The sequence below is a fragment of the Mesorhizobium sp. M1066 genome, assembly GCF_040318635.1.
Taxonomy (GTDB): Bacteria; Pseudomonadota; Alphaproteobacteria; order Rhizobiales; family Rhizobiaceae; genus Mesorhizobium.
This window is the reverse complement of record NZ_JAMYMR010000019.1, coordinates 31,275-48,506: the sequence shown is the minus strand read 5'-3', so window position 1 is coordinate 48,506 and position 17,232 is coordinate 31,275. Positions and strand designations below refer to the sequence as shown.

General features: G+C 63.6%; 18 protein-coding genes. All 18 read right to left on the bottom strand.

All coding sequences use genetic code 11. The features are described 5' to 3' along the window. Nucleotides 1–190: 190 nt before the first annotated feature. The gene (gene fliQ / locus NKH52_RS21960; RefSeq protein ID WP_013529773.1) at nt 191–457 is read right to left on the bottom strand and encodes a flagellar biosynthesis protein FliQ; all 267 of its coding nucleotides are present in this window, start codon (nt 455–457) and stop codon (nt 191–193) included. A 24-nt stretch (nt 458–481) separates the two neighbouring features. Further along, the gene (gene flgD, locus NKH52_RS21955) at nt 482–889 is read right to left on the bottom strand and encodes a flagellar hook assembly protein FlgD (protein ID WP_013529774.1); all 408 of its coding nucleotides are present in this window, start codon (nt 887–889) and stop codon (nt 482–484) included. Next, nucleotides 889–1,329, bottom strand: coding sequence for a flagellar biosynthesis repressor FlbT (gene flbT / locus NKH52_RS21950; protein WP_352733637.1), 441 nt, complete (start codon nt 1,327–1,329; stop codon nt 889–891). The genes flgD and flbT overlap by 1 nt, the downstream gene beginning before the upstream one ends. Further along, nucleotides 1,326–1,673: a flagellar biosynthesis regulator FlaF gene (gene flaF, locus NKH52_RS21945; protein ID WP_023810018.1), complete on the bottom strand. Its 348-nt coding sequence runs from the start codon at nt 1,671–1,673 to the stop codon at nt 1,326–1,328. Before flaF ends, flbT begins: the two co-directional genes overlap by 4 nt. Nucleotides 1,674–1,704: 31 nt before the next feature. Beyond that, nucleotides 1,705–2,748: a flagellar hook-associated family protein gene (locus NKH52_RS21940; protein ID WP_352733640.1), complete on the bottom strand. Its 1,044-nt coding sequence runs from the start codon at nt 2,746–2,748 to the stop codon at nt 1,705–1,707. Between the two features lie 4 nt (nt 2,749–2,752). Beyond that, the gene (flgK, locus tag NKH52_RS21935; protein ID WP_352733642.1) at nt 2,753–4,207 is read right to left on the bottom strand and encodes a flagellar hook-associated protein FlgK; all 1,455 of its coding nucleotides are present in this window, start codon (nt 4,205–4,207) and stop codon (nt 2,753–2,755) included. A gap of 27 nt (nt 4,208–4,234) precedes the next feature. After that, nucleotides 4,235–5,491, bottom strand: coding sequence for a flagellar hook protein FlgE (locus tag NKH52_RS21930; protein WP_352733644.1), 1,257 nt, complete (start codon nt 5,489–5,491; stop codon nt 4,235–4,237). A gap of 79 nt (nt 5,492–5,570) precedes the next feature. Next, the gene (locus NKH52_RS21925; RefSeq protein WP_013529780.1) at nt 5,571–6,239 is read right to left on the bottom strand and encodes a response regulator transcription factor; all 669 of its coding nucleotides are present in this window, start codon (nt 6,237–6,239) and stop codon (nt 5,571–5,573) included. A 223-nt stretch (nt 6,240–6,462) separates the two neighbouring features. Beyond that, entirely contained in the window at nt 6,463–7,050 is a 588-nt protein-coding gene (locus NKH52_RS21920; protein ID WP_352733646.1) for a transglycosylase SLT domain-containing protein, read from the bottom strand. Next, nucleotides 6,980–8,362, bottom strand: coding sequence for a flagellar hook-length control protein FliK (gene fliK / locus NKH52_RS21915; protein WP_352733647.1), 1,383 nt, complete (start codon nt 8,360–8,362; stop codon nt 6,980–6,982). The genes NKH52_RS21920 and fliK overlap by 71 nt, the downstream gene beginning before the upstream one ends. Further along, nucleotides 8,359–9,738: a MotC family chemotaxis protein gene (locus tag NKH52_RS21910; RefSeq protein WP_352733649.1), complete on the bottom strand. Its 1,380-nt coding sequence runs from the start codon at nt 9,736–9,738 to the stop codon at nt 8,359–8,361. Before NKH52_RS21910 ends, fliK begins: the two co-directional genes overlap by 4 nt. After that, nucleotides 9,735–11,069 (bottom strand): MotB family protein, encoded by a 1,335-nt coding sequence (locus NKH52_RS21905; RefSeq protein ID WP_352733650.1) that lies wholly within the window; start codon nt 11,067–11,069, stop codon nt 9,735–9,737. Before NKH52_RS21905 ends, NKH52_RS21910 begins: the two co-directional genes overlap by 4 nt. Then, entirely contained in the window at nt 11,066–11,692 is a 627-nt protein-coding gene (locus NKH52_RS21900) for a hypothetical protein (RefSeq protein WP_352733652.1), read from the bottom strand. The genes NKH52_RS21905 and NKH52_RS21900 overlap by 4 nt, the downstream gene beginning before the upstream one ends. Before the next feature lie 3 nt (nt 11,693–11,695). Beyond that, nucleotides 11,696–13,342 carry a flagellar basal-body MS-ring/collar protein FliF gene (gene fliF / locus NKH52_RS21895; RefSeq protein WP_352733654.1) on the bottom strand — a complete coding sequence of 549 codons (1,647 nt, stop codon included), beginning with the start codon at nt 13,340–13,342 and terminating at the stop codon, nt 11,696–11,698. 132 nt (nt 13,343–13,474) lie between these two features. Further along, a complete protein-coding gene (locus NKH52_RS21890) occupies nt 13,475–14,539 on the bottom strand; it encodes a flagellin N-terminal helical domain-containing protein (protein ID WP_127290416.1) in 1,065 nt (354 codons plus the stop codon). 269 nt (nt 14,540–14,808) lie between these two features. Next, a complete protein-coding gene (locus NKH52_RS21885) occupies nt 14,809–15,801 on the bottom strand; it encodes a flagellin N-terminal helical domain-containing protein (protein WP_127290414.1) in 993 nt (330 codons plus the stop codon). Between the two features lie 198 nt (nt 15,802–15,999). Next, nucleotides 16,000–16,731, bottom strand: a complete 732-nt coding sequence (gene fliP, locus NKH52_RS21880; RefSeq protein WP_128304917.1) for a flagellar type III secretion system pore protein FliP — start codon at nt 16,729–16,731, stop codon at nt 16,000–16,002. After that, the gene (locus tag NKH52_RS21875) at nt 16,728–17,222 is read right to left on the bottom strand and encodes a flagellar basal body-associated FliL family protein (RefSeq protein WP_352733656.1); all 495 of its coding nucleotides are present in this window, start codon (nt 17,220–17,222) and stop codon (nt 16,728–16,730) included. The genes fliP and NKH52_RS21875 overlap by 4 nt, the downstream gene beginning before the upstream one ends. Nucleotides 17,223–17,232 lie beyond the last annotated feature (10 nt).

The window sequence follows — 17,232 nt, the reverse complement described above, 5'->3', positions numbered from 1 at the left end:
CGTTTGCGCAGACCGTTTGCCGAAAGTAGGGCATGGCGCCGCAAAGGGCAAAAAAGCTCATGGTCCAACAATGGGATAGAGGCGGTCCAGGCCTTGTCTGCCGTGGATCCGGAGGTGCCGCTGGGATCAGTGGCGTCTGGCTTCAGACAGGGTGAACGGCATGTCGCGGGCACACCTTCCTGGAAAAGGTTCAGAACCCGTTCTGGATGCGCTCGAAGATGACGTTGGTGAAGGCCGATATCTGGCTGCCGATGAAGGGGCCGGTCAACGCCACCACCAGCATGATGGCGACGATCTTCGGCACGAAGGTCAAGGTGATCTCCTGCACCTGCGTCAGCGCCTGGATGAGGGCGATGCCGATGCCGACCACCATGGCGACCAGCACCACCGGAGCCGACGCGACGAGCACCGTCCACACCGCATACTGGACGATGTCGAGAGCGTCGGCCTCATTCATGGGACTGGCTCTCTGCCGAAAGCGTCAGCTTGCTGCCTTGACCGAAACTCCCGGACCGACCGCGACTTCGGTGCCGTTCTGCAGCACGGCGATGAGACCGTTGCTGGCGAGGCGCACCGAAGCCACGGTGCCCGTCGTCAGGCCGTCGGCGGAGGTTATCGAGCGCCCGATCAGTGCGTCGGCCTGCGACAGCGCCGAGGACTGCATGATCTGATTGAGCTTGGTGTTGGTCTGCACCGATTGCTCGACCTGAGAGAAGGTGGCGAGCTGGGCGACATACTGCGTCGAATCCATCGGCTTGGTCGGATCCTGGTTCTTCATCTCGGCGATCAGAAGCTTCAGGAAGGACTGGTAGTCGACCGCTGTCTTCGAGGTGGACGCCGTCGCCTGATTGGCGCCGGTCGGAATCGTCGTCGTCATGTCCACGTTCATCAGTATCGTGCTCCCACAGCCAACGGGCGCTCGGCACCCGAAACATCGTCATTACCACCCAGCGCGCGGCGTTCGAGCGGATAAAGCGCGCGGATCGCCTTCAGCGCCTCGTAGATATGATCCTCGCCGACCATGCGGTCGATCTGTTTCAGCGCGCTGCAGATCTGGCTGTCCTCGAAGCTTGCCAGAAGCAGCGGCAGCGAACGGCGGAACATGTCGCGCGCGGCGGCGGCGCCGGCCGGGTTCATCAGCATGACCTGCAGGATGAAATAGAGCTGCTTGAGCGGCGTCGAGGCATCGTCGGCCTGAATCACGTGGCTTTCGAGCAGGAACTGGACGTCGTTCATCAATTCGACGGTGACCTTGCGGTCGACCCGGATGACGGCGCCGTTGATGTAGATCTTTTCGTTCGGCTTCAGCGATATCTTCAGCGTGGTCATTGAATGCCGTCCCTGATGATCTGGGACACCTCGATCAACCCTTCGAAATTGTTGGTGCGGCCCTGACGGATGTCCTCCGCCTCGCGCAGCAGCCACAGGCCGATGGAAATGAGGTTGGCGCGCAGTTCCTTGGGCAGGGCGTTGTCGCTGGAGCCAAGATCCTCGACGAAGGCGGTCCAGACGCGGTTGGTGAAGTGAAGCGCCTCGATCGCCTCCATCGAATCGTGGCCGGCCGCTGCTGCCGCCGCCAGCATGTCGATCGAGCGGGTCAGAAGCTCCCGCTCGCGGTCCTTCGCGTCGGCAACGGAGTTGCTCTGGATGTCGGCGTAGGAGAATTGGTACATCGTTGGGGCTCTACCGTTCCGTTAAGCGTTGTCAGGTCAGGTAATTCAACAGGCTGAGCTGCTGCAGGCGTGCGGTCAACGCGAAAGACGTTTCGATGTGCTGTGTCAGGTCCGCGACCCGTGTCGCAGCTGCCGCCGGATCGACGGCTTCCAGATCGAGAATGTGCCGTTCGAAAAGATCGACCTGCGTTTTCATCCGATCGTTGGCATCGGAAACCCGCTTCTGGACGATACCGGTCTCGGATTGAAGCTGGCCAATGCCGCTCAGCGCTTCGCCAACCAATGTGGTCGAGCGGCTGACAACCGTATTCTTCGCCGCCTGGCTGATGTTGCTGGACATCAGGCTGCTGACCATGGCTGCCGCCATGGCGAGTTTTTGAATGCCATCGCTGTTGGCGCTGGTCGAAGTCGGTGTGGTTTCGTTGAGTGCGATGCGGCTGACGATCTGCTGGTCGGTGGCGTTCGACCAGTTGCCTTGCCAACCCGCGCCGGTGAACTGCGGCCCGACATCATTGGTGATGAAATCGTCGATCTGGGCAGCCGTGATGTTGGCCGCTGCCGGGTCGTCCTGGGTGAAACCGAAATTGGTGAGGAAAGCGGTATCGAATGCAGCCTTGGCAGGAGAGCCGGCAGCGGTGAAATCGTTGATCGGCTTGACGTCTGTGTTGGTGCCGGCAAACAGATATTCACCATTGACGCTGGTGTTGAGGATCGAGGTCAGCTGCTGGATGGTCGCCTTGCCGGAGTCCCGGGTGAGGCTGTTGGACGAGTCGCTCGAGGAAGCGGTGGTCAGGGCGGACAGAAAGGTCTGCGCGGCGGTGGAGAGCTGTCCAAGCGAGGTCTGCGTCGAGGAAAGCCGGGCGCCGACAAGGCCGTTGGAATCGATGATGACGTTGAGCCGGTCAAGGTCGCGCTGGAAGGTGACGGCCTGGGTGGTGCGCCCACCGAGAGCCAGGCCGACATCGGCGACCCGGCCCGTCGAGGATTCCTTGGTGGCTTTGACGAGTTCAGCCTGCATGCGCATCTGCTGGGAGCGCATGGCATTGGAGATTGCGGCCGAGGAGACTGAAGTCATGGAATTATCCCACCGCGTTGAGCAAGGCCGTCATCATGTCGTCGACGGTTTTCATCATCCGGGCCGATGCCTGGTAGGTGTGTTCGAGGTCGAGCAGCAGTGACATTTCCTGGTCGACATTGACCCCGGTCGCGTTGGACAGCGCCTCGGCGCTGCGCGATGCCAGTGCTTCCTTGGCGTCGGAGGCGGTCGAAGCCTGCTGGCGCACGCCCTCGAACCAGCCGATCGAATTGGCGGCGTAGTCGGACACGCTGGATGTTGCAGAAACCCCGGCGGCGGGGTCGAAAGTCATCGGCTGGTCGAGCCGGTCGCCATAGGCAACCAGAAGGGTGGAATAGGACGCTCCACCGCCCGTGTTGGCGACATAGGCCGCACCGTTGGCACCGCCGTCGCGCAGCAGCGTCGGGTTGCCGCCGGTGCTCGGGTCCATCGCTGCATTGACGCTGATGGACGCGGCAAGGCCGGTGACCAGCGTGCCGGCGGCCGGCACGGCCGGCGCTCCCGACCAGGTGAACAGGCCGGCGGCATTGGCCATCGAGGGTGCGGTCTCGGCAAAAGCGGTGATCAGGCCACGCGCCGTCTCGTCGAGCTGGCTCTGCATGGTCGAGGCGACGCCGTCGCGCAATTGCAGCAGGCCGGCAAGCGTGCCGCTGGCGCTGGTGTTGCCGCCGGCTCCCGCCGAGATCGGCACGTTGTCGATGTAAACGGCATTGCCGGCGGCACCCGCGGTATAGCCTGCTGACGCCGCGAAGGTGACCGTGCGCGGTATCGTCTCGAACAAAGTCGTGCCGTCGCCGGTGGTGATGACCATGTCATTGTCGCCTCTTGTGAAGGTCGACACCGGGACATAGTTCGAAATCTTCTTCAAAAGCGCGTCGCGCTGGTCGAGCGCATCGGAAACATCGGTGCCGGAACGGGTTCCGGACATGACGGCCGTGTTGGCATCCTGGAACTGGCCGAGCAGCGAGTTCAGGTCATCGACGGCGGTGGCGATCTGGCTGTCGGTCTGGGTGCGGAAATCCTGGACTGCCTTGGAGCCCTCATTGAGCGAGCGCACGACCTGTTTGGCGGCGTCGATGACCGAGGCGCCGAGGTTCTGGTTCGACGGCGAGGTGGCGTAGAGCTGCAGCGCCTGCTGCAGGTTGGCGATCGCGGTCGAGGGCGAGGACGCATTGTCGACGCCATTGACCGCAACGCCCAGCTGATCCATGCCGCTGTAGAGGGCGTTCTGCCCGCTCCAGGCCGACAGCGCGCCGAGATTCTGGCGAAACAAAAGCTCGTTGGCTGCGCGCTGGATATCGACCGAACGCGCGCCCGGCGCCGTGCTGGTGACGACGGCCTGACGCCGTGAATAGTCCGGGTTGGAGGCGTCGGCGACGTTGCGCGAGACAACGCTGGTCTGTCGCGCGGTGTTCATAAGCGCCGACTGGGCGATACTCAATGCGGTAGACAGTGACATGCGGGTCTTTCGCGGGCGACGCCCGTCTTATCTCTTCAGGTTGACAAGGACGTCCATCAGATCGGAACCGGTCTGGAAGACTTTCGAATTAGCGGTGTAGCTGCGCTGTGCCGCGATCATGTTGGTCAGTTCTTCGGCGATATCGACGTTGGAATTCTCGAGCGCGCCGGAGATGATGGAGCCGAGCTTGCCTTCATTGGCAAAGCCGACACGAACCGCGCCGGACTCGGTGCCCTGCGAATAGACGTTGCCAGGCAGCGCCTTGAGCTGGTCCGGGCTCTGTACGTCGGCGAGCGGGATCTTGTAGAGCGGCTTGGTGGAGCCGTCCTTGTACTGGGCGTAGATGGTGCCGTCCTTGCTGATCTGGACCTTGTCGATGGTGCTCGGCGCGTTGCCGTTGACCTGGGCGTCGGAAACCGTGAAGCCGGCGCCAAGCTGGGTCAGCGCAGACAGATCGAGCGAAAAGGCGGCGCCGTTGGGCACGGTGAGGGAGACGCTGTCGACGGCGCCGGTGAGCTTGCCAGTGGTGGTGTCGAACGTCAGGTTGGCCGAGCCCAGCGCGCCACCGGTATAGGGGAATGCTGTCCCGGCCGTGGCCTGAGACTGATCGAAGACCGAGACCTGCCAGGTGCCGGCGCCGGTGTTGGTGAAATAGACGTCGAGCAGCTTCTTGTTGCCGAGATTGTCATAGGCAACCATCGAGGATTTCGAGGTGTACTGCGCGCCGACGGCATTTGTGGTGGGCAGATTACCCGCCGCGACCGGTGTCGCGCCCGCCGGCAGGTTGCCGGCATAGGTACCCTCGGTGCTCGGCGTTGCGGTCATTCCCTGGTCGGAGATGACAACCGGAACCAGTCCCTCAAAACCGTTGACCGTCGCTGCCGGCACGCCATTCTCGTAGCTATAGGCCATCAGCTGGAAGCCGGCCGAGTTGACCAGCCTGCCCTGACCGTCGGGAACGAAGGCGCCGGCTCGGGTCAGGTAAGGGGTGCCGCTCGGATCCTGAACGACAAAGAAGCCATCGCCGCTGACGGCAAGGTCGGAGACCGAGGTCGTGTATTGAAGCACGCCCGGATCGCTGACCGCCTGGCGGATCGTCGTGGTGACGCCGCCGGAATTGTAGGCACCGCCGGTCGACGGCATGACCAGCGTCGAGAATTCGGCGGAGGAGCGCTTGTAGCCGGTGGTGTCGGAATTGGCGATGTTGTCGGCGACCGTCGATAGGCGGTTTGCCTGGGCGTTCATGCCGGAAACGCCGGTCCGCATCATTCCGTAGAGGCTCATCGAAACGTCTCCGCTGTGTCCATGCTGCTGGCTACGAGGCTACGCATGTTTTCTTGCGCGAGGCTGGCGCGGCGCTGCATCAGAAGACGAGCCGGTAGCCGAGGAAACGCTTGGAATCGATCGGGTCGGTGCCCAGCTTCTCGCGCAGCTTCTTGCGCAGTTTGCTGATGTGGCTTTCCACCACGTTCTCTTCGACCTCTTCGTCGAAGATGCCGTAGATGGCGTTGAAAACCTGGGTCTTGGTGACACGGCGCCCGCGATTGCTCGCCAGATATTCGAGGATGCGGCGTTCACGGCGCGGCAGGGGGAGAGGCTGACCGTCGATTTCGGGGTCGCGGCCGTCCATGAAGATGCGCATGGCGCCGATCTCGGTGTAGGCGACGTCTTCCTGGGCGCGGCGGCGGATGGCGGTGATGCGGGCCAGGATCTCGCGGATATGGACGGGCTTGCGAATGACGTCGTCGACGCCGCTCTCGAACAACCGGAGCGTGTTCTCCAGGGAATGCTGTTCACTGAGCGCAATCACCGGAGCGCCGGTGCGGTCGCGGATCTGGCGGGGAGAGATGGAGCCTTCGCGGCAGTCGCCGATGAGGAAGGCCCGGACCGAGCGCAGATCGGTGTCCGCGGCAGAGTTCACCCACTCACCGAATTCGCCGGATGCAAAGCCTGCACAGGCGATGCCCTCACGATCGAAAAGTGAATTGTATCCCTCTGTTACGAGCTCGCGCTCGTCAACGATCACAATCATCGGCCCCGCCTTCCGAATCAAATCATTTGCCCCGTGAAGAGAGGCGTATCCGCTGGCGGGAATCCTGAACAACCGTCATTTCTTGTAGCTAGTTTCTTGGGAGTCTGGAATCGTATCGGTTGCATTAGCGTGCAACCAGATATGCTGCCGGTGGCAAATCTTGGCCAAGTGATGCCGACAATTCCGGGTTGTGCTGTTGCTTTATTAGAACCGGAAAATACGCTTATTGGTTGCAGAAGCCGCGGGCGTTCGCAGTCCATTTTCCAAAGCCGGTGGCGACCATGTTGGCGATGACGCGGCAGACATAGATCTTCTGCGCCGGATCATTGTCAGGGCCGGCATGATAGCGGGCGACGGCCATCGACCAGGTCTCGTGGCGGGCATGGAGGCTGGCCAGGAAGCGTGCCGCATAGTCGACATTCTGGCGTGGGTCGAGCATGTCCTCGACGCTGCGAAAATGCGAAGCGTGGTAGTGTTGGTTGATCTGCATGCAGCCCAGATCTATCAGGGTCTTGCCCTCGCGCCGGGCATTGGCGAAGGCGGCAAGGGCCTCGGTCCGGCTTCTCGGAAAGACCGCTTTTCCTTCTATATTCAATGCGTTGGGCTGAAGGCTGCCCTTGTTTCCGGTCTCCGTCAAGCCAACGGCATAGAGGATGCCGGCGGGCACGCCATAGCGATCTGCGGCGCGCAGGATTTCCGGCTCGCAAGGGTTGGCCGCGGCTGCGGCGGCGTTTGCCGCGCTAGATAAAGATATCGCCGCCAGCGCGCTCGCGAGCAGGCGAAGTGCCGCGGCCGTAGTCCTGCGCGTCATCGTTGCGTTTCCCTGAGGATTGCCGGCCCGGTTGCTGGCCGCCGGCTCCACCATTGCCGCTGCCCGAATTCCCCGGTTGAAAGGATGCTGGATCGCGGCCTGTTGCCGCCGCCAAAGGAGCGGTTGCATCCGTCCGGGTTGTAGCGGGAACTGCTACCGAAGGTTGCAGTATCGTGACCTTGTCAACTTCGAAGCCGAGCCCGCGCAGCGACTTGACGATGGCCTCGCTGTCGGCCGACAGCCGACGATAGGCGTCGTGCGTTTCAGGCTTCAGCTCAATCGAAAGTTGTTCCCCGGAGAGGCGAAGATTGGCCGTCACCATGCCGAGTTCGGCGGGGTGGAGTTCGATCTTCAACACATGTGTCGGAACGGCAACAGAGCTGGCCAGATGGGTGGTCGTGGGTGAGGCTGAAAGCGCTTTTTGCGGCCCGGCGTCGGCGGCTATGGCGTTGATCACATTGAGGGCCGCCTGGCTGATGGGACTCTGCGGCGGTGCGGGGAAACTCCGTTCCGACACCACGTCGATGCGCGCAGTGGACAGGGACTGTTTTCCCGCTTCTGGACGCATCGAGGACTGGACATCCTCGATGCTCTTCATCGCATTCGCGGCGGGCTTCGACCGCACGCCGGGCACATCGGCAGCCGGCGCGTCCGACAGCTTCTGGGCCGCCGCTGCGGCGTCGCGTTTTGGCGCGCTGGAGACAGCGCTCGGCGACTGACCGTCAAGCGCCGTCAAAGGTCCGTCGACGATCGACGCCTGCTCCGGCTTCGACATGGTTTCGAGTGCTTCGCGTCCGCCCGTGGCTTTTGGCCGGTAGGTCTTTGGCAGTGAAGCCTGCCCATCGAGCGCCGGGTCCGACGGATTCTCGCCGGTGGCCGTATTGCCCCCGGCTGCCTTGGCCGTTGTCGCGAAATGCCGCAGGTCATGAAACGCCATCAGCAGCGGCAGGTCGTCCTGAAGCGGCCCGGCATCCGGCGTCGTCTCTTCAGCGTCGGCCTTCGCGTTTGCTTCCAAATCGTCCTTGCCGGTTTTCACGTTTGCCACTTTGGCCGAGATGGTCCTTCGGGGCTCGGCCGATGCCGGTTCGGCCTTGGCGTCATGCCCGGCAAGGCCGGCAGCGAGCTTGCTCCAGCGCTGGTCGCGCGATCCCGCCTCTGTTGACGGCTGCCGTTCCGGGCGGGCAGCACCGGCATCGTCGCGCAGCATCTTGCCGAAGCCGGCGTCATCGTTCCTGCCGTTCGCGGCCGGCTGCTCCGACGTCGCGCGCGTGGAGGCAAATGCTGGCAAGGCCGAGCCGAGGCTGGTGGTCATTTTGGGGCGGCTCCAAGCATCTGGTCGATCAGGTCGAGCTGTCGACGTGTTCTGGTCATGGCGGCGTCGGTCGGATCGGCGGGCTCTGGACCGGCTGCGGGCGACAGTGCCGACGCCGGCATGACAGTCAGAGGGTCGGCGGATGCCGCTGCTGCCATGTCCGGCGCATTGGCGGCTGGTCCGCCGGAGGCCGCGGTGACGGCGGGTTGCTCCGAGATGGCGCCTTCGACCGGTGGCAGGCCACTGTCATCGGCGCCTTGCGCCGTGGCGATCTCGGGCACCGGCTGCGCCGCGGCGGCAGGAACTGGGGCAGGCTTTTCCGCCGGAAGGGCGGTGGGCGGCGCGACGACCTCGCCGGCAATGGCCTGCGCGGCGTCGAGCAAAGCGCGGTCGCCCTCCGACAGCCTGGTGCGGTCGATCTTGCCGAGCTTGGCGCGAACGTCCTCGATTGTGCCCGAGGTGACGGTGGAAAGGCTGGCATAGAGCAGGGCGCGTGGATCGTCCTGATTGGTGCTGCCGTTGCGGCCCTGTTCCGCCCGCGCCGAAGCGAAGGCCGACAAGTCGTTCAGGCCGTCTATCGCGGCCCGGCGGGCGATGCGCAGATAGATCACCTTCTCGCGCTCGGGATCCATCATCGAGGTGATGTCGCCCAGCTTGTCCTGGCTGATCGACATGTGCAGCGCGATGACGCCGGAGACGAAGGAGTCGGCGAACTGGCTGGCATAGGGCGAATAGAGGTAGCGCTCGACATATTGGGTGGAAGCAAGGGCGAAACGTGCCGCGTCGCCTTGCGCGACTGCAAGGCCGACCGAACGGCGAAGTGCCGCTTCCTCCACCAGCGTGCCGGGGCTGAGCAATCTTGCCTCGTCGAGCAGACCGAGTGCGGTCGCCGGTTGATCGCCGGCAAGCAGTGAGCCTTTGACCAGGGCGAGGAAGGCGCCGAGATCCGGAGGCAGCGTCATGGGATCGATCGGCCTCAAGGCTTCGATAGCCTCGCCGGGCCGGCCGTTGAGGTAATCAATCACGCCTTTGGCGATGGCAAGGCTTTGCGGGTCCGTCGTGGCGCGCGACGTGGCCGCTTCGACGGTCACCGGGTTGCCGCCGCTCATGCCGTAGACAAGCAGGGCCCGAAAGTTCTTGGGATCCTTATAGTCCTCGGCATTCGCCGCGCGCAGGCGCGCATCCGCCATCTCCAGCAGCTTGGCTTGCATCGGCAGGGCGGCATGATCGCCGGCGGCTATGCGGTCCTGGATGAGTTGCAGCGAGCGCACCAACTGATACGGCTGCAGCGTATCCTGGGCGAAACCGGCCGACGGGTGTCCGCCGGCCAGCAGCAACAGGCCAATCAACCGGCGGGTGACGGCCGCTCGCTTCATCCGCCGGTCGCCATCAGGATCTCGATGCGGCGGTTCGCGGCCGCCAATGGATCGGCTGCTATTTTCGGCTGGCGGTCGGCGAAGCCGGCGACTTCGGTGATGCGGCGTTCGTCGACGCCGCCGCGCACGAGCATGTAGTAGGCGGAATGCGCGCGCGCCGTCGACAGGCGCCAATTGTCATAGCTGTCGCCGCGGAACGGCCGGGCGTCGGTGTGGCCGTTGATGCTGATGGTGCCCTTCTGGCTGTTGACGATGCGGCCGATCTTCTCCATCGCCAGCACCAGTTCGCGGCGCGGCAATGCCGAGCCGACCTCGAACATGCCGAAGTCGAGCTGATCGGTGATCGAGATGACGACCCCCTTGTCGGTGGCTTCGACCGAGACGCCGTCGTGCAGCTTGTCGCCGGGCTTAAAGGCATCGGCCAGCTGCCGCTTGACTTCGGCCGCTGCCTTCACGGCAGCCGCGGTTGGCGCCTTCTCGCCGATGTCGGGCTTGGCGGCCTTTTGCGTCTCGGCTTTCGCTCCGCCCGCGACCGTGGCGCCGTCCGGTTTGGTCTCGCCGGCCATTGCCGTGGCAGGGTTCGCGGCCTGCTTGCCGGTCGCGTCCTTAGCCAGCGGCTCGAGCGGTGCGGCGACAGGCGGCACGGCTTTGACTTTGAGCACTTGCGTTTCGGCGGTCTTGTCGCCGGGCTTGGCCGGATCGCCCTCGATTTTGGTGCGCTCGGCGCTGGCCTCGGCGCCGGGCGCCGCGACCTGCTGCGACCAGAAATCCGGCTCGAAGGGATCGCGGTAGGAGGCGCCACCGGAGGCGCCGGTAGCCGGGCCGGCAGCCTGCACGCCGCCGTCGCCTTTCTGGCTGACATTCTGCATGACTCCGGTGTCGGTGGCGATTTCCGAAAGCACCGCGTAGGGGTCGGCGAAGAGATGATCGTCGGTGCGTTCCGCCTGTTGCGGCTCCTGCTTGTCCTGCTTGCGGTCCGACGCGCCCGCGCCGGCATTGCCATTCTGTCCGGCTTTGCTGGTCGCCTCTTGCGGATCGTCTGCCGTCAGCCCCATCGCGCGCGGGCCGTCACCGAGATCCTCCAGGCCCTTGCGGCTCGAATTTCGGTCGACCAGCTTGACCGGGTTGAAGTAGCTGGCGACGGCTGCCTTGGTCTGCTCGTTGGCGGCGTTGATCAGCCACATGACCAGGAAGAAGCACATCATGGCCGTCATGAAGTCGGCGAAGGCGATCTTCCAGACGCCGCCATGGTGGGCTTCGTCATGGTCGTCATGGCTGCGCCGCACAATGATGATCTCGTGGCGGCCGTGGTCGGCGTCTGCGACGCTCATGCCAGGACCTCCGAGAGGGTCGTCGACCATTCGGCCATGCGCGTCTCGAACACCGCCTCGTCGATGGCGACGGTCAGGTCGAAGCCTGGCGCCTCGACAAAATCCAGATTGGCGGCGCGGGGTCCGAGCGACGCCTTCAGTGTTTCGAACATCGAGAGCGGGCCGCGCACGACGATGCGCACCGCTTCGGCATCGCCAACCGCTTCGCGGATGGCGCCGGCCAACGCATCGATCGAACGTTTCTGCAGATCGTCGCTGACGATGCCGCCGATGATGCGGGCGACCGTGGCGGCGACAAGTCCGGTCACGCGCGCCTCCATCGCATCGATGCGCAACGAGACAGCCTTGCCGACATCGTCGCCGAGGCTTTCGAGAAATATCCTTGCTTCCTCAGCACTGGCCTGGCGTTCGGCTTCGAGCGCGGCGTCATGCGCAGCCGACAGGCGGACCTCCAGCGCTGCCTCCGCCTGGGCAACCGCCTCGGCGATCAGCGTGCCGATATCGGCTTGTGGCGCCGGCGTCTCGGGCTTGTGGTCGGGATCGACTGCTGCCCGGGGCTGGCCGGCGCGTTGCGCGCGCGTCCCGAAATCGGGCAGAAGGTCGAAGAGGGCTACGGAGGGCATGGTTTACACCGCCACTTCCTGGGCAGCCCATTTGCGCAGGATCTGCGCGGTACGCTCCTCGTTGAGATCGACCATCCTGGCAAGCCTGTCCTGCGGCGCCGGCCGGATCTTCTGGCGAAGATCGTCGAGCGGCGTGGGGCCTGGGCGTGTGCCTGGCAAGGTCCCGATCGCGGCACTGTCGGTGGCCGCCATTGCCTCCGGCGTCGGCAGCGAGCGCTGGACGTCGTCGAAGCTGGGACCTGCCAGGGCCGGAGCAGCCTTTGCCGTCAGCGCCGCGGCCATCGGCCTCAGGCCGAAGAAGGCGACCAGGAACACCACGACGATGAAGGCGCCGGCATTGATCATCGTGCCGGCATGCTGGCCGATAGAATCGAGCATTCCCGCCTGCGGGATCGCCTCGCCATCCAGGCCGTCGATGAACTCGACCGCCGAGACGTCGATGATGTCGCCGCGCTTTTCGTCCAGGCCGGTGGCGGACGCGACCATCTTCTGGATCTCGGCGACGCGCTTGGCGATCTGCTCCGGCGTGGCATCCTTGCCGAGGATGGCCGTCAGCCGCTGCTGGTTGACGACCACGGCAATCGACATCTTGGTAACGGTGTAGCCGTTGGAGACGGTGGCGATCTTCTTGGAATTGATCTCGTAGTTGGTGATCTCTTCCCTGCGGTCGTTCTGCGAGGAGGATTGCGGACCATCGGTGGCGGTTGCCTGGGTCTCGGGCAGGTTCTGCTCGACGCTGGCCGGAGTGGAAGCCTGCTTCTGGTTGTTGTTCTCGTTGGCCCGCACCGACTGCACCGAGCGTTCGACGCGGGAATTCGGATCGAAGATGGTCTCTTCCGTCTGGCGGGTGTCGGTGTTGACCTCGGCCTTGACGCTGGCGCGGAAATTGTCGGGGCCGAGATAGGCCGTCAGCGCACGGCGGATGTTGTCTCCGATCTGCGCCTCGACGGTCTGCTCGACGCCGAGCGTGCGGGCGGCGCTGGTGTTGGAAGGGTCGTCGCCAGCGGCCAGCAGATTGCCGCTGGAATCGAGAACCGTCACCTTGTCGGCCGACAGGCCGGGAACGGCGGCGGCGACGAGATGGCGGATCGACATGGCGCTCTTCTCGGCGTCGATGCCGGCGTAGCGGATGACCACGGAAGCCGAGGGCTGCTGCTCGTCGCGGCGGAAATTGGCGCGTTCGGACATGACGATGTGGACGCGCGCAGCCTTGATGCCCGATATCGACTGGATGGTGCGGGCGATCTCACCTTCCAGCGCGCGCACGCGGGTGATCTGCTGCATGAAGGAGGTGAGGCCGAGCGAGCCGACATTGTCGAACAATTCGTAGCCGGCATTGGCGCTGGTCGGCAGACCCTTTTCGGCAAGCAGCATGCGGGCTTGAGCGGTGGTGCCGGCCGGCACCAGAACCGAGGTTCCATCGGCGCCGACATCGAAACCGATGCCGGCTTCGCCCAGCACCAGGCCGATCTGGTTCACGTCGGCACGGTCTAGTCCCACATAGAGCGTGTCGTAGGCGGGGCGGTTGAGATAGACCGAGGCGATGCCGATGACGCCCATCACCAGAACGGCGATGCCCGCCAGCATGGCGAGGCGCTTCACGCCAAACCCGCGGAGATTCGAGATGATGCTCTGGATCTGTTCCGGCACGGTTCAACGACTCCCAGCATGATTGTCCGCCGGAACTCTAGTCTTCGAAGCTTGTGCGAAAATGAAATCGGGCCGCGCTTGCGGCGCGGCCCGATTATCTGATGGGAAGGTGGGCGCCGGTGGCGCCCGTCATCAGCTCTTGAACAGAGACAAGATCGACTGCGAGGCGGCGTTGGCGATCGACAACGCCTGGATCCCGAGTTGCTGCTGCACCTGCAGGGCCTGGAGACGGGTCGATTCCTTGTTCATGTCGGCATCGACGAGTTGGCCGACGCCGCGGTCGATGGAGTCCATCAAGCTCTGGGTGAAGGTCTTCTGCAGGTCGATGCTGCTCTTGGCCGAGCCGAGGATGGTGGCGGAGTCGGTCAGCTGAGCCATGACCTTGTCCATCCTGGTTACCATCTGCGTGATGATGTCGTCGGTTACCCCTGGGGCCGTGATGTCGAGGTTATAGGCGGAAATATTGTCGACCTTGGCGACCGCTCCCGCCGCCGTCTGGCCGGCGGTATTCGCGGCGATATCCGTTCCTCCGCCCGCGATCACGCCCGCATAGGCGTTGTCGTACAGGGTCTGGGCGGCGCCCGTGGAATAGATGGAGGTTTTGCGATCGAGGGTTCCGGAATTCTTGACCTCGGCGGCGAGGCCGTAGTCGAAAAGCTTGGTGCCCTCGACATCGATGTTGATCGTTCCGATCGACACTGCGCCGGATGAGGAGCGATTGAATGAGGACACGATCTGCGAGTCGGGCTGGACGCCATCATTAGGGGCGGCAGTCTGCTTGGAGGTCACCGCCAGGAAATTCGAGCCGGAGAAGGTCGCCGCATCGGCGAAAGACTTCATCTGCGTCTGAAGCGCCTTGATCTCGGTCTGGGTTTTTGCCTTGGCGGCATCCGTCTGGCCGACCATGGACAGCACCTTGGTCTTGATCTGCCCGATCGTTGTCAGCACATTGTTCATGCCGGTGTAAGCGGCGTCGACCTTCGAGGCGCCGAGGCCGAGTGCATCCTGCACGGTCGACAGGGCCGCGTTGTCGGAGCGCATCGTGGTGGCGATCGACCAGTAGGCGGCGTTGTCAGAGGCCTGCGAGACCCGGTAACCGGTCGATATGCGGGCCTGCGTCTGTTCGAGCGACTTGTTGGTGGCGCTGAGGCTTTGAAGTGCGGTTAACGCCGAAGCGTTGGTCATGATGCTCGCCAAGAAAGTCGCTCCTTCTCAAAAGCCGACATGCTCAGACATGCCGGATGGGCCTGTTCAACGGGTGGCATCGTGCCGGTCGGACCGATTCGCCAACTGTCGTAAGCTATTGGTTAACCATAACTAGCGCGGCATGGTTAACAGCCTGTTAAAAGCTGGCTTTTGAGAGTTAAGGATCGAGGGTTGCGTGGGGCTGGAGCAAAACGCAAATCGGGCCGCGCTTTTGGCGCGGCCCGAATTTTTTAGTGCGAACTGTGGTTGGGCGAAGGCGATTAGCCGCGGAAGAGCGACAGGATCGACTGCGACGAACCGTTGGCGATCGACAGCGCCTGGATGCCGAGCTGCTGCTGGACCTGCAGGGCCTGGAGACGGGTCGATTCCTTGTTCATGTCCGCATCGACGAGCTGGCCGACACCGCGATCGATGGAGTCCATCAGATCCTGCGTGAAGGTCTTCTGCAGGTCGATACTGCTCTTGGCGGCGCCGAGCTTGGTGGCGGCGTTGGTCATATCCTTGAGCGCGGCGTCGACGACGTTCATCTGCTGGGCGATCTGGCTATCGCTGGCGGCCGTGCCACCCGAGAAGATCGTCAGCGTGGCGACCGAATAGGTGTCGGTGGCCGCTGCGACAGCGCCCAGCGTCGGTGCCGAGGCCGTGGCAACCTCAGCACCGGTGGTGCCGAGGCGATTGGCGTCCAAAATGCCCTTGCTGGTCGCCGCGGCACCGGATTCATACAGCTTGATGCTTTCCACGTTGACGTCGATCGTCGAGATCGAAGCTGCGCCGGCGGAGTTGCGGTTGAACGCCGAAACGATCTTCACATCGGCCGCCGTCGTGGCTGTCGCGCCGCTGTTGACGGACAGCATGTTGGTGCCGGAGAAAGTCGCGCCGTCGGCGTAACCCTTCAACTGCGCCTGAAGGGCGGCGATTTCGACCTGGGTCTTTTCCTTGGCGGCATCCGTCTGACCATAGGAAGAGGTCAGCTTCTGCTTGATCGAGTCGATGGTGGCGATCGCGGCGTTCATGCCGGTGTAGGCGGTGTCGACCTTCGAGGCGCCGAGGCCGAGCGAATCCTGCACGGTCGACAGAGCCTTGTTGTCGGAACGCATCGTGGTGGCGATCGACCAATAGGCGGCGTTGTCCGAAGCCTGCGAGACCTTGTAGCCGGTCGAAATGCGGGCCTGGGTGTCGGTGAGGGATTTGTTGGTGGCGTTGAGGCTCTGCAGAGCCGTCAATGCGGCGCTGTTCGTCATGATGCTGGACATGGTACTCGTACCTTGATTTTACAGGTATTTTTTACATACCGGCTCTACCGGTATGACGGTGCGGCATCATGCCCATGATCTCTCAAAATCGATCACCCGCCATCTGCGAGCGAATATGCGGGCAAGTCCCTACCAAAGGGCTAAACCGGACGGTTAATCGAAAATATATTGCTGGGGTTTCGAGCCGGCGCGGCAGGGTCAGTTGAAGGAGCGCACCAGGCTGCCGACAAGCAGGTTCCAGCCGTCGATCAGGACGAAGAACAGGATCTTGAACGGCAGCGACACCACTGTCGGCGGCAGCATCATCATGCCCATCGCCATAGTGATGGTGGCGACGATCAGGTCGATGACCAGGAATGGCAGCACGATCAGGAAGCCGATCTCGAAACCGCGCCGGATCTCCGAGATCATGAAGGCTGGCACCAGGATGCGCAGGTCGACGGTGTCACGCGAAACGGTCTGGCCGCGCTCGCGGGCGAGGTCGGCGAAGAGGTCGAAATCCTTGTCACGCACATTGTGCAGCATGAAGGTGCGGAACGGGTCCGAAATCTTGTCGAAGGCTTCGGTCTGGGTGATCTGGTTGTCCATCAGCGGCTTCACGCCGGTGTTCCAGGCCTGATCGAAGGTCGGCGCCATGACATAGAAGGTCATGAACAGCGACAGCGAAATCAGGATGAGGTTTGCCGGTGTCGACTGCAGGCCGATGCCGGCGCGCAGGATCGAGAAGGCGATGACGAAACGGGTGAAGCTGGTCACCATGATCAGCAGGCCTGGCGCCACCGACAGAACGGTCAGCAGGCCGAACATCTGGATGATGTAGCCGACGGTGGTGCCGTCAGCCTTGCCGATGCCGCCGAGATCAAGCTGCTGGGCCGCCGCGATGGAGGTGGCGGCGGCGATCATGGCCGTGGCGAGAAGGAGTTTTCTCATTCGAGCAGCAATGTCCTGATGAGTACCTGTTTGGCGTGACCCTGGCTGCGGATCGCGGCGCGGTCTTCGAGGTCGGCCTTCAGGTGCTGGTAGCCGCTGGCGCCCTCGATCTGATGCATCTTCAACGTGCGCACCAGGGCCAGAAGGTCCTGGTGGATGTCATCCGACATTGCCTGTGGCTGCGGCGCGTCATAGACGATGGACACCTCCATCCTGATCCAGGTGCCGGCAGGCGAGGCGATGTTGGTGGTGATCGGCGCCAGCACGACAAGCATCGGGCCGAGGCCTGGCTGCTCGGCCGCGGCGGGCTGCATGATCTTGCCTTCGTTCTCAGGCGCGACCGGTACCGACGCCGGTGCGCCGACGCCTTTGAGATAACCGCCGGACATCCAGCCCATGCCAATGGCGGCCGCCGTCACAAGCAGCAGCAGGCCGGCCTGGATGGCAGGGGAGGGACCCTTGCGTGGCTGAACCTGTTCGATATTTGCCACGGCGCCCTGC

Coding starts and splice junctions, on each gene's coding strand:
- fliQ (WP_013529773.1), bottom strand. CDS start 457: ATGAATGAGGCCGACGCTCTCGACATCGTCCAGTATGCGGTGTGGACG.
- flgD (WP_013529774.1), bottom strand. CDS start 889: ATGAACGTGGACATGACGACGACGATTCCGACCGGCGCCAATCAGGCG.
- flbT (WP_352733637.1), bottom strand. CDS start 1,329: ATGACCACGCTGAAGATATCGCTGAAGCCGAACGAAAAGATCTACATC.
- flaF (WP_023810018.1), bottom strand. CDS start 1,673: ATGTACCAATTCTCCTACGCCGACATCCAGAGCAACTCCGTTGCCGAC.
- NKH52_RS21940 (WP_352733640.1), bottom strand. CDS start 2,748: ATGACTTCAGTCTCCTCGGCCGCAATCTCCAATGCCATGCGCTCCCAG.
- flgK (WP_352733642.1), bottom strand. CDS start 4,207: ATGTCACTGTCTACCGCATTGAGTATCGCCCAGTCGGCGCTTATGAAC.
- NKH52_RS21930 (WP_352733644.1), bottom strand. CDS start 5,491: ATGAGCCTCTACGGAATGATGCGGACCGGCGTTTCCGGCATGAACGCC.
- NKH52_RS21925 (WP_013529780.1), bottom strand. CDS start 6,239: ATGATTGTGATCGTTGACGAGCGCGAGCTCGTAACAGAGGGATACAAT.
- NKH52_RS21920 (WP_352733646.1), bottom strand. CDS start 7,050: ATGACGCGCAGGACTACGGCCGCGGCACTTCGCCTGCTCGCGAGCGCG.
- fliK (WP_352733647.1), bottom strand. CDS start 8,362: ATGACCACCAGCCTCGGCTCGGCCTTGCCAGCATTTGCCTCCACGCGC.
- NKH52_RS21910 (WP_352733649.1), bottom strand. CDS start 9,738: ATGAAGCGAGCGGCCGTCACCCGCCGGTTGATTGGCCTGTTGCTGCTG.
- NKH52_RS21905 (WP_352733650.1), bottom strand. CDS start 11,069: ATGAGCGTCGCAGACGCCGACCACGGCCGCCACGAGATCATCATTGTG.
- NKH52_RS21900 (WP_352733652.1), bottom strand. CDS start 11,692: ATGCCCTCCGTAGCCCTCTTCGACCTTCTGCCCGATTTCGGGACGCGC.
- NKH52_RS21885 (WP_127290414.1), bottom strand. CDS start 15,801: ATGTCCAGCATCATGACGAACAGCGCCGCATTGACGGCTCTGCAGAGC.
- fliP (WP_128304917.1), bottom strand. CDS start 16,731: ATGAGAAAACTCCTTCTCGCCACGGCCATGATCGCCGCCGCCACCTCC.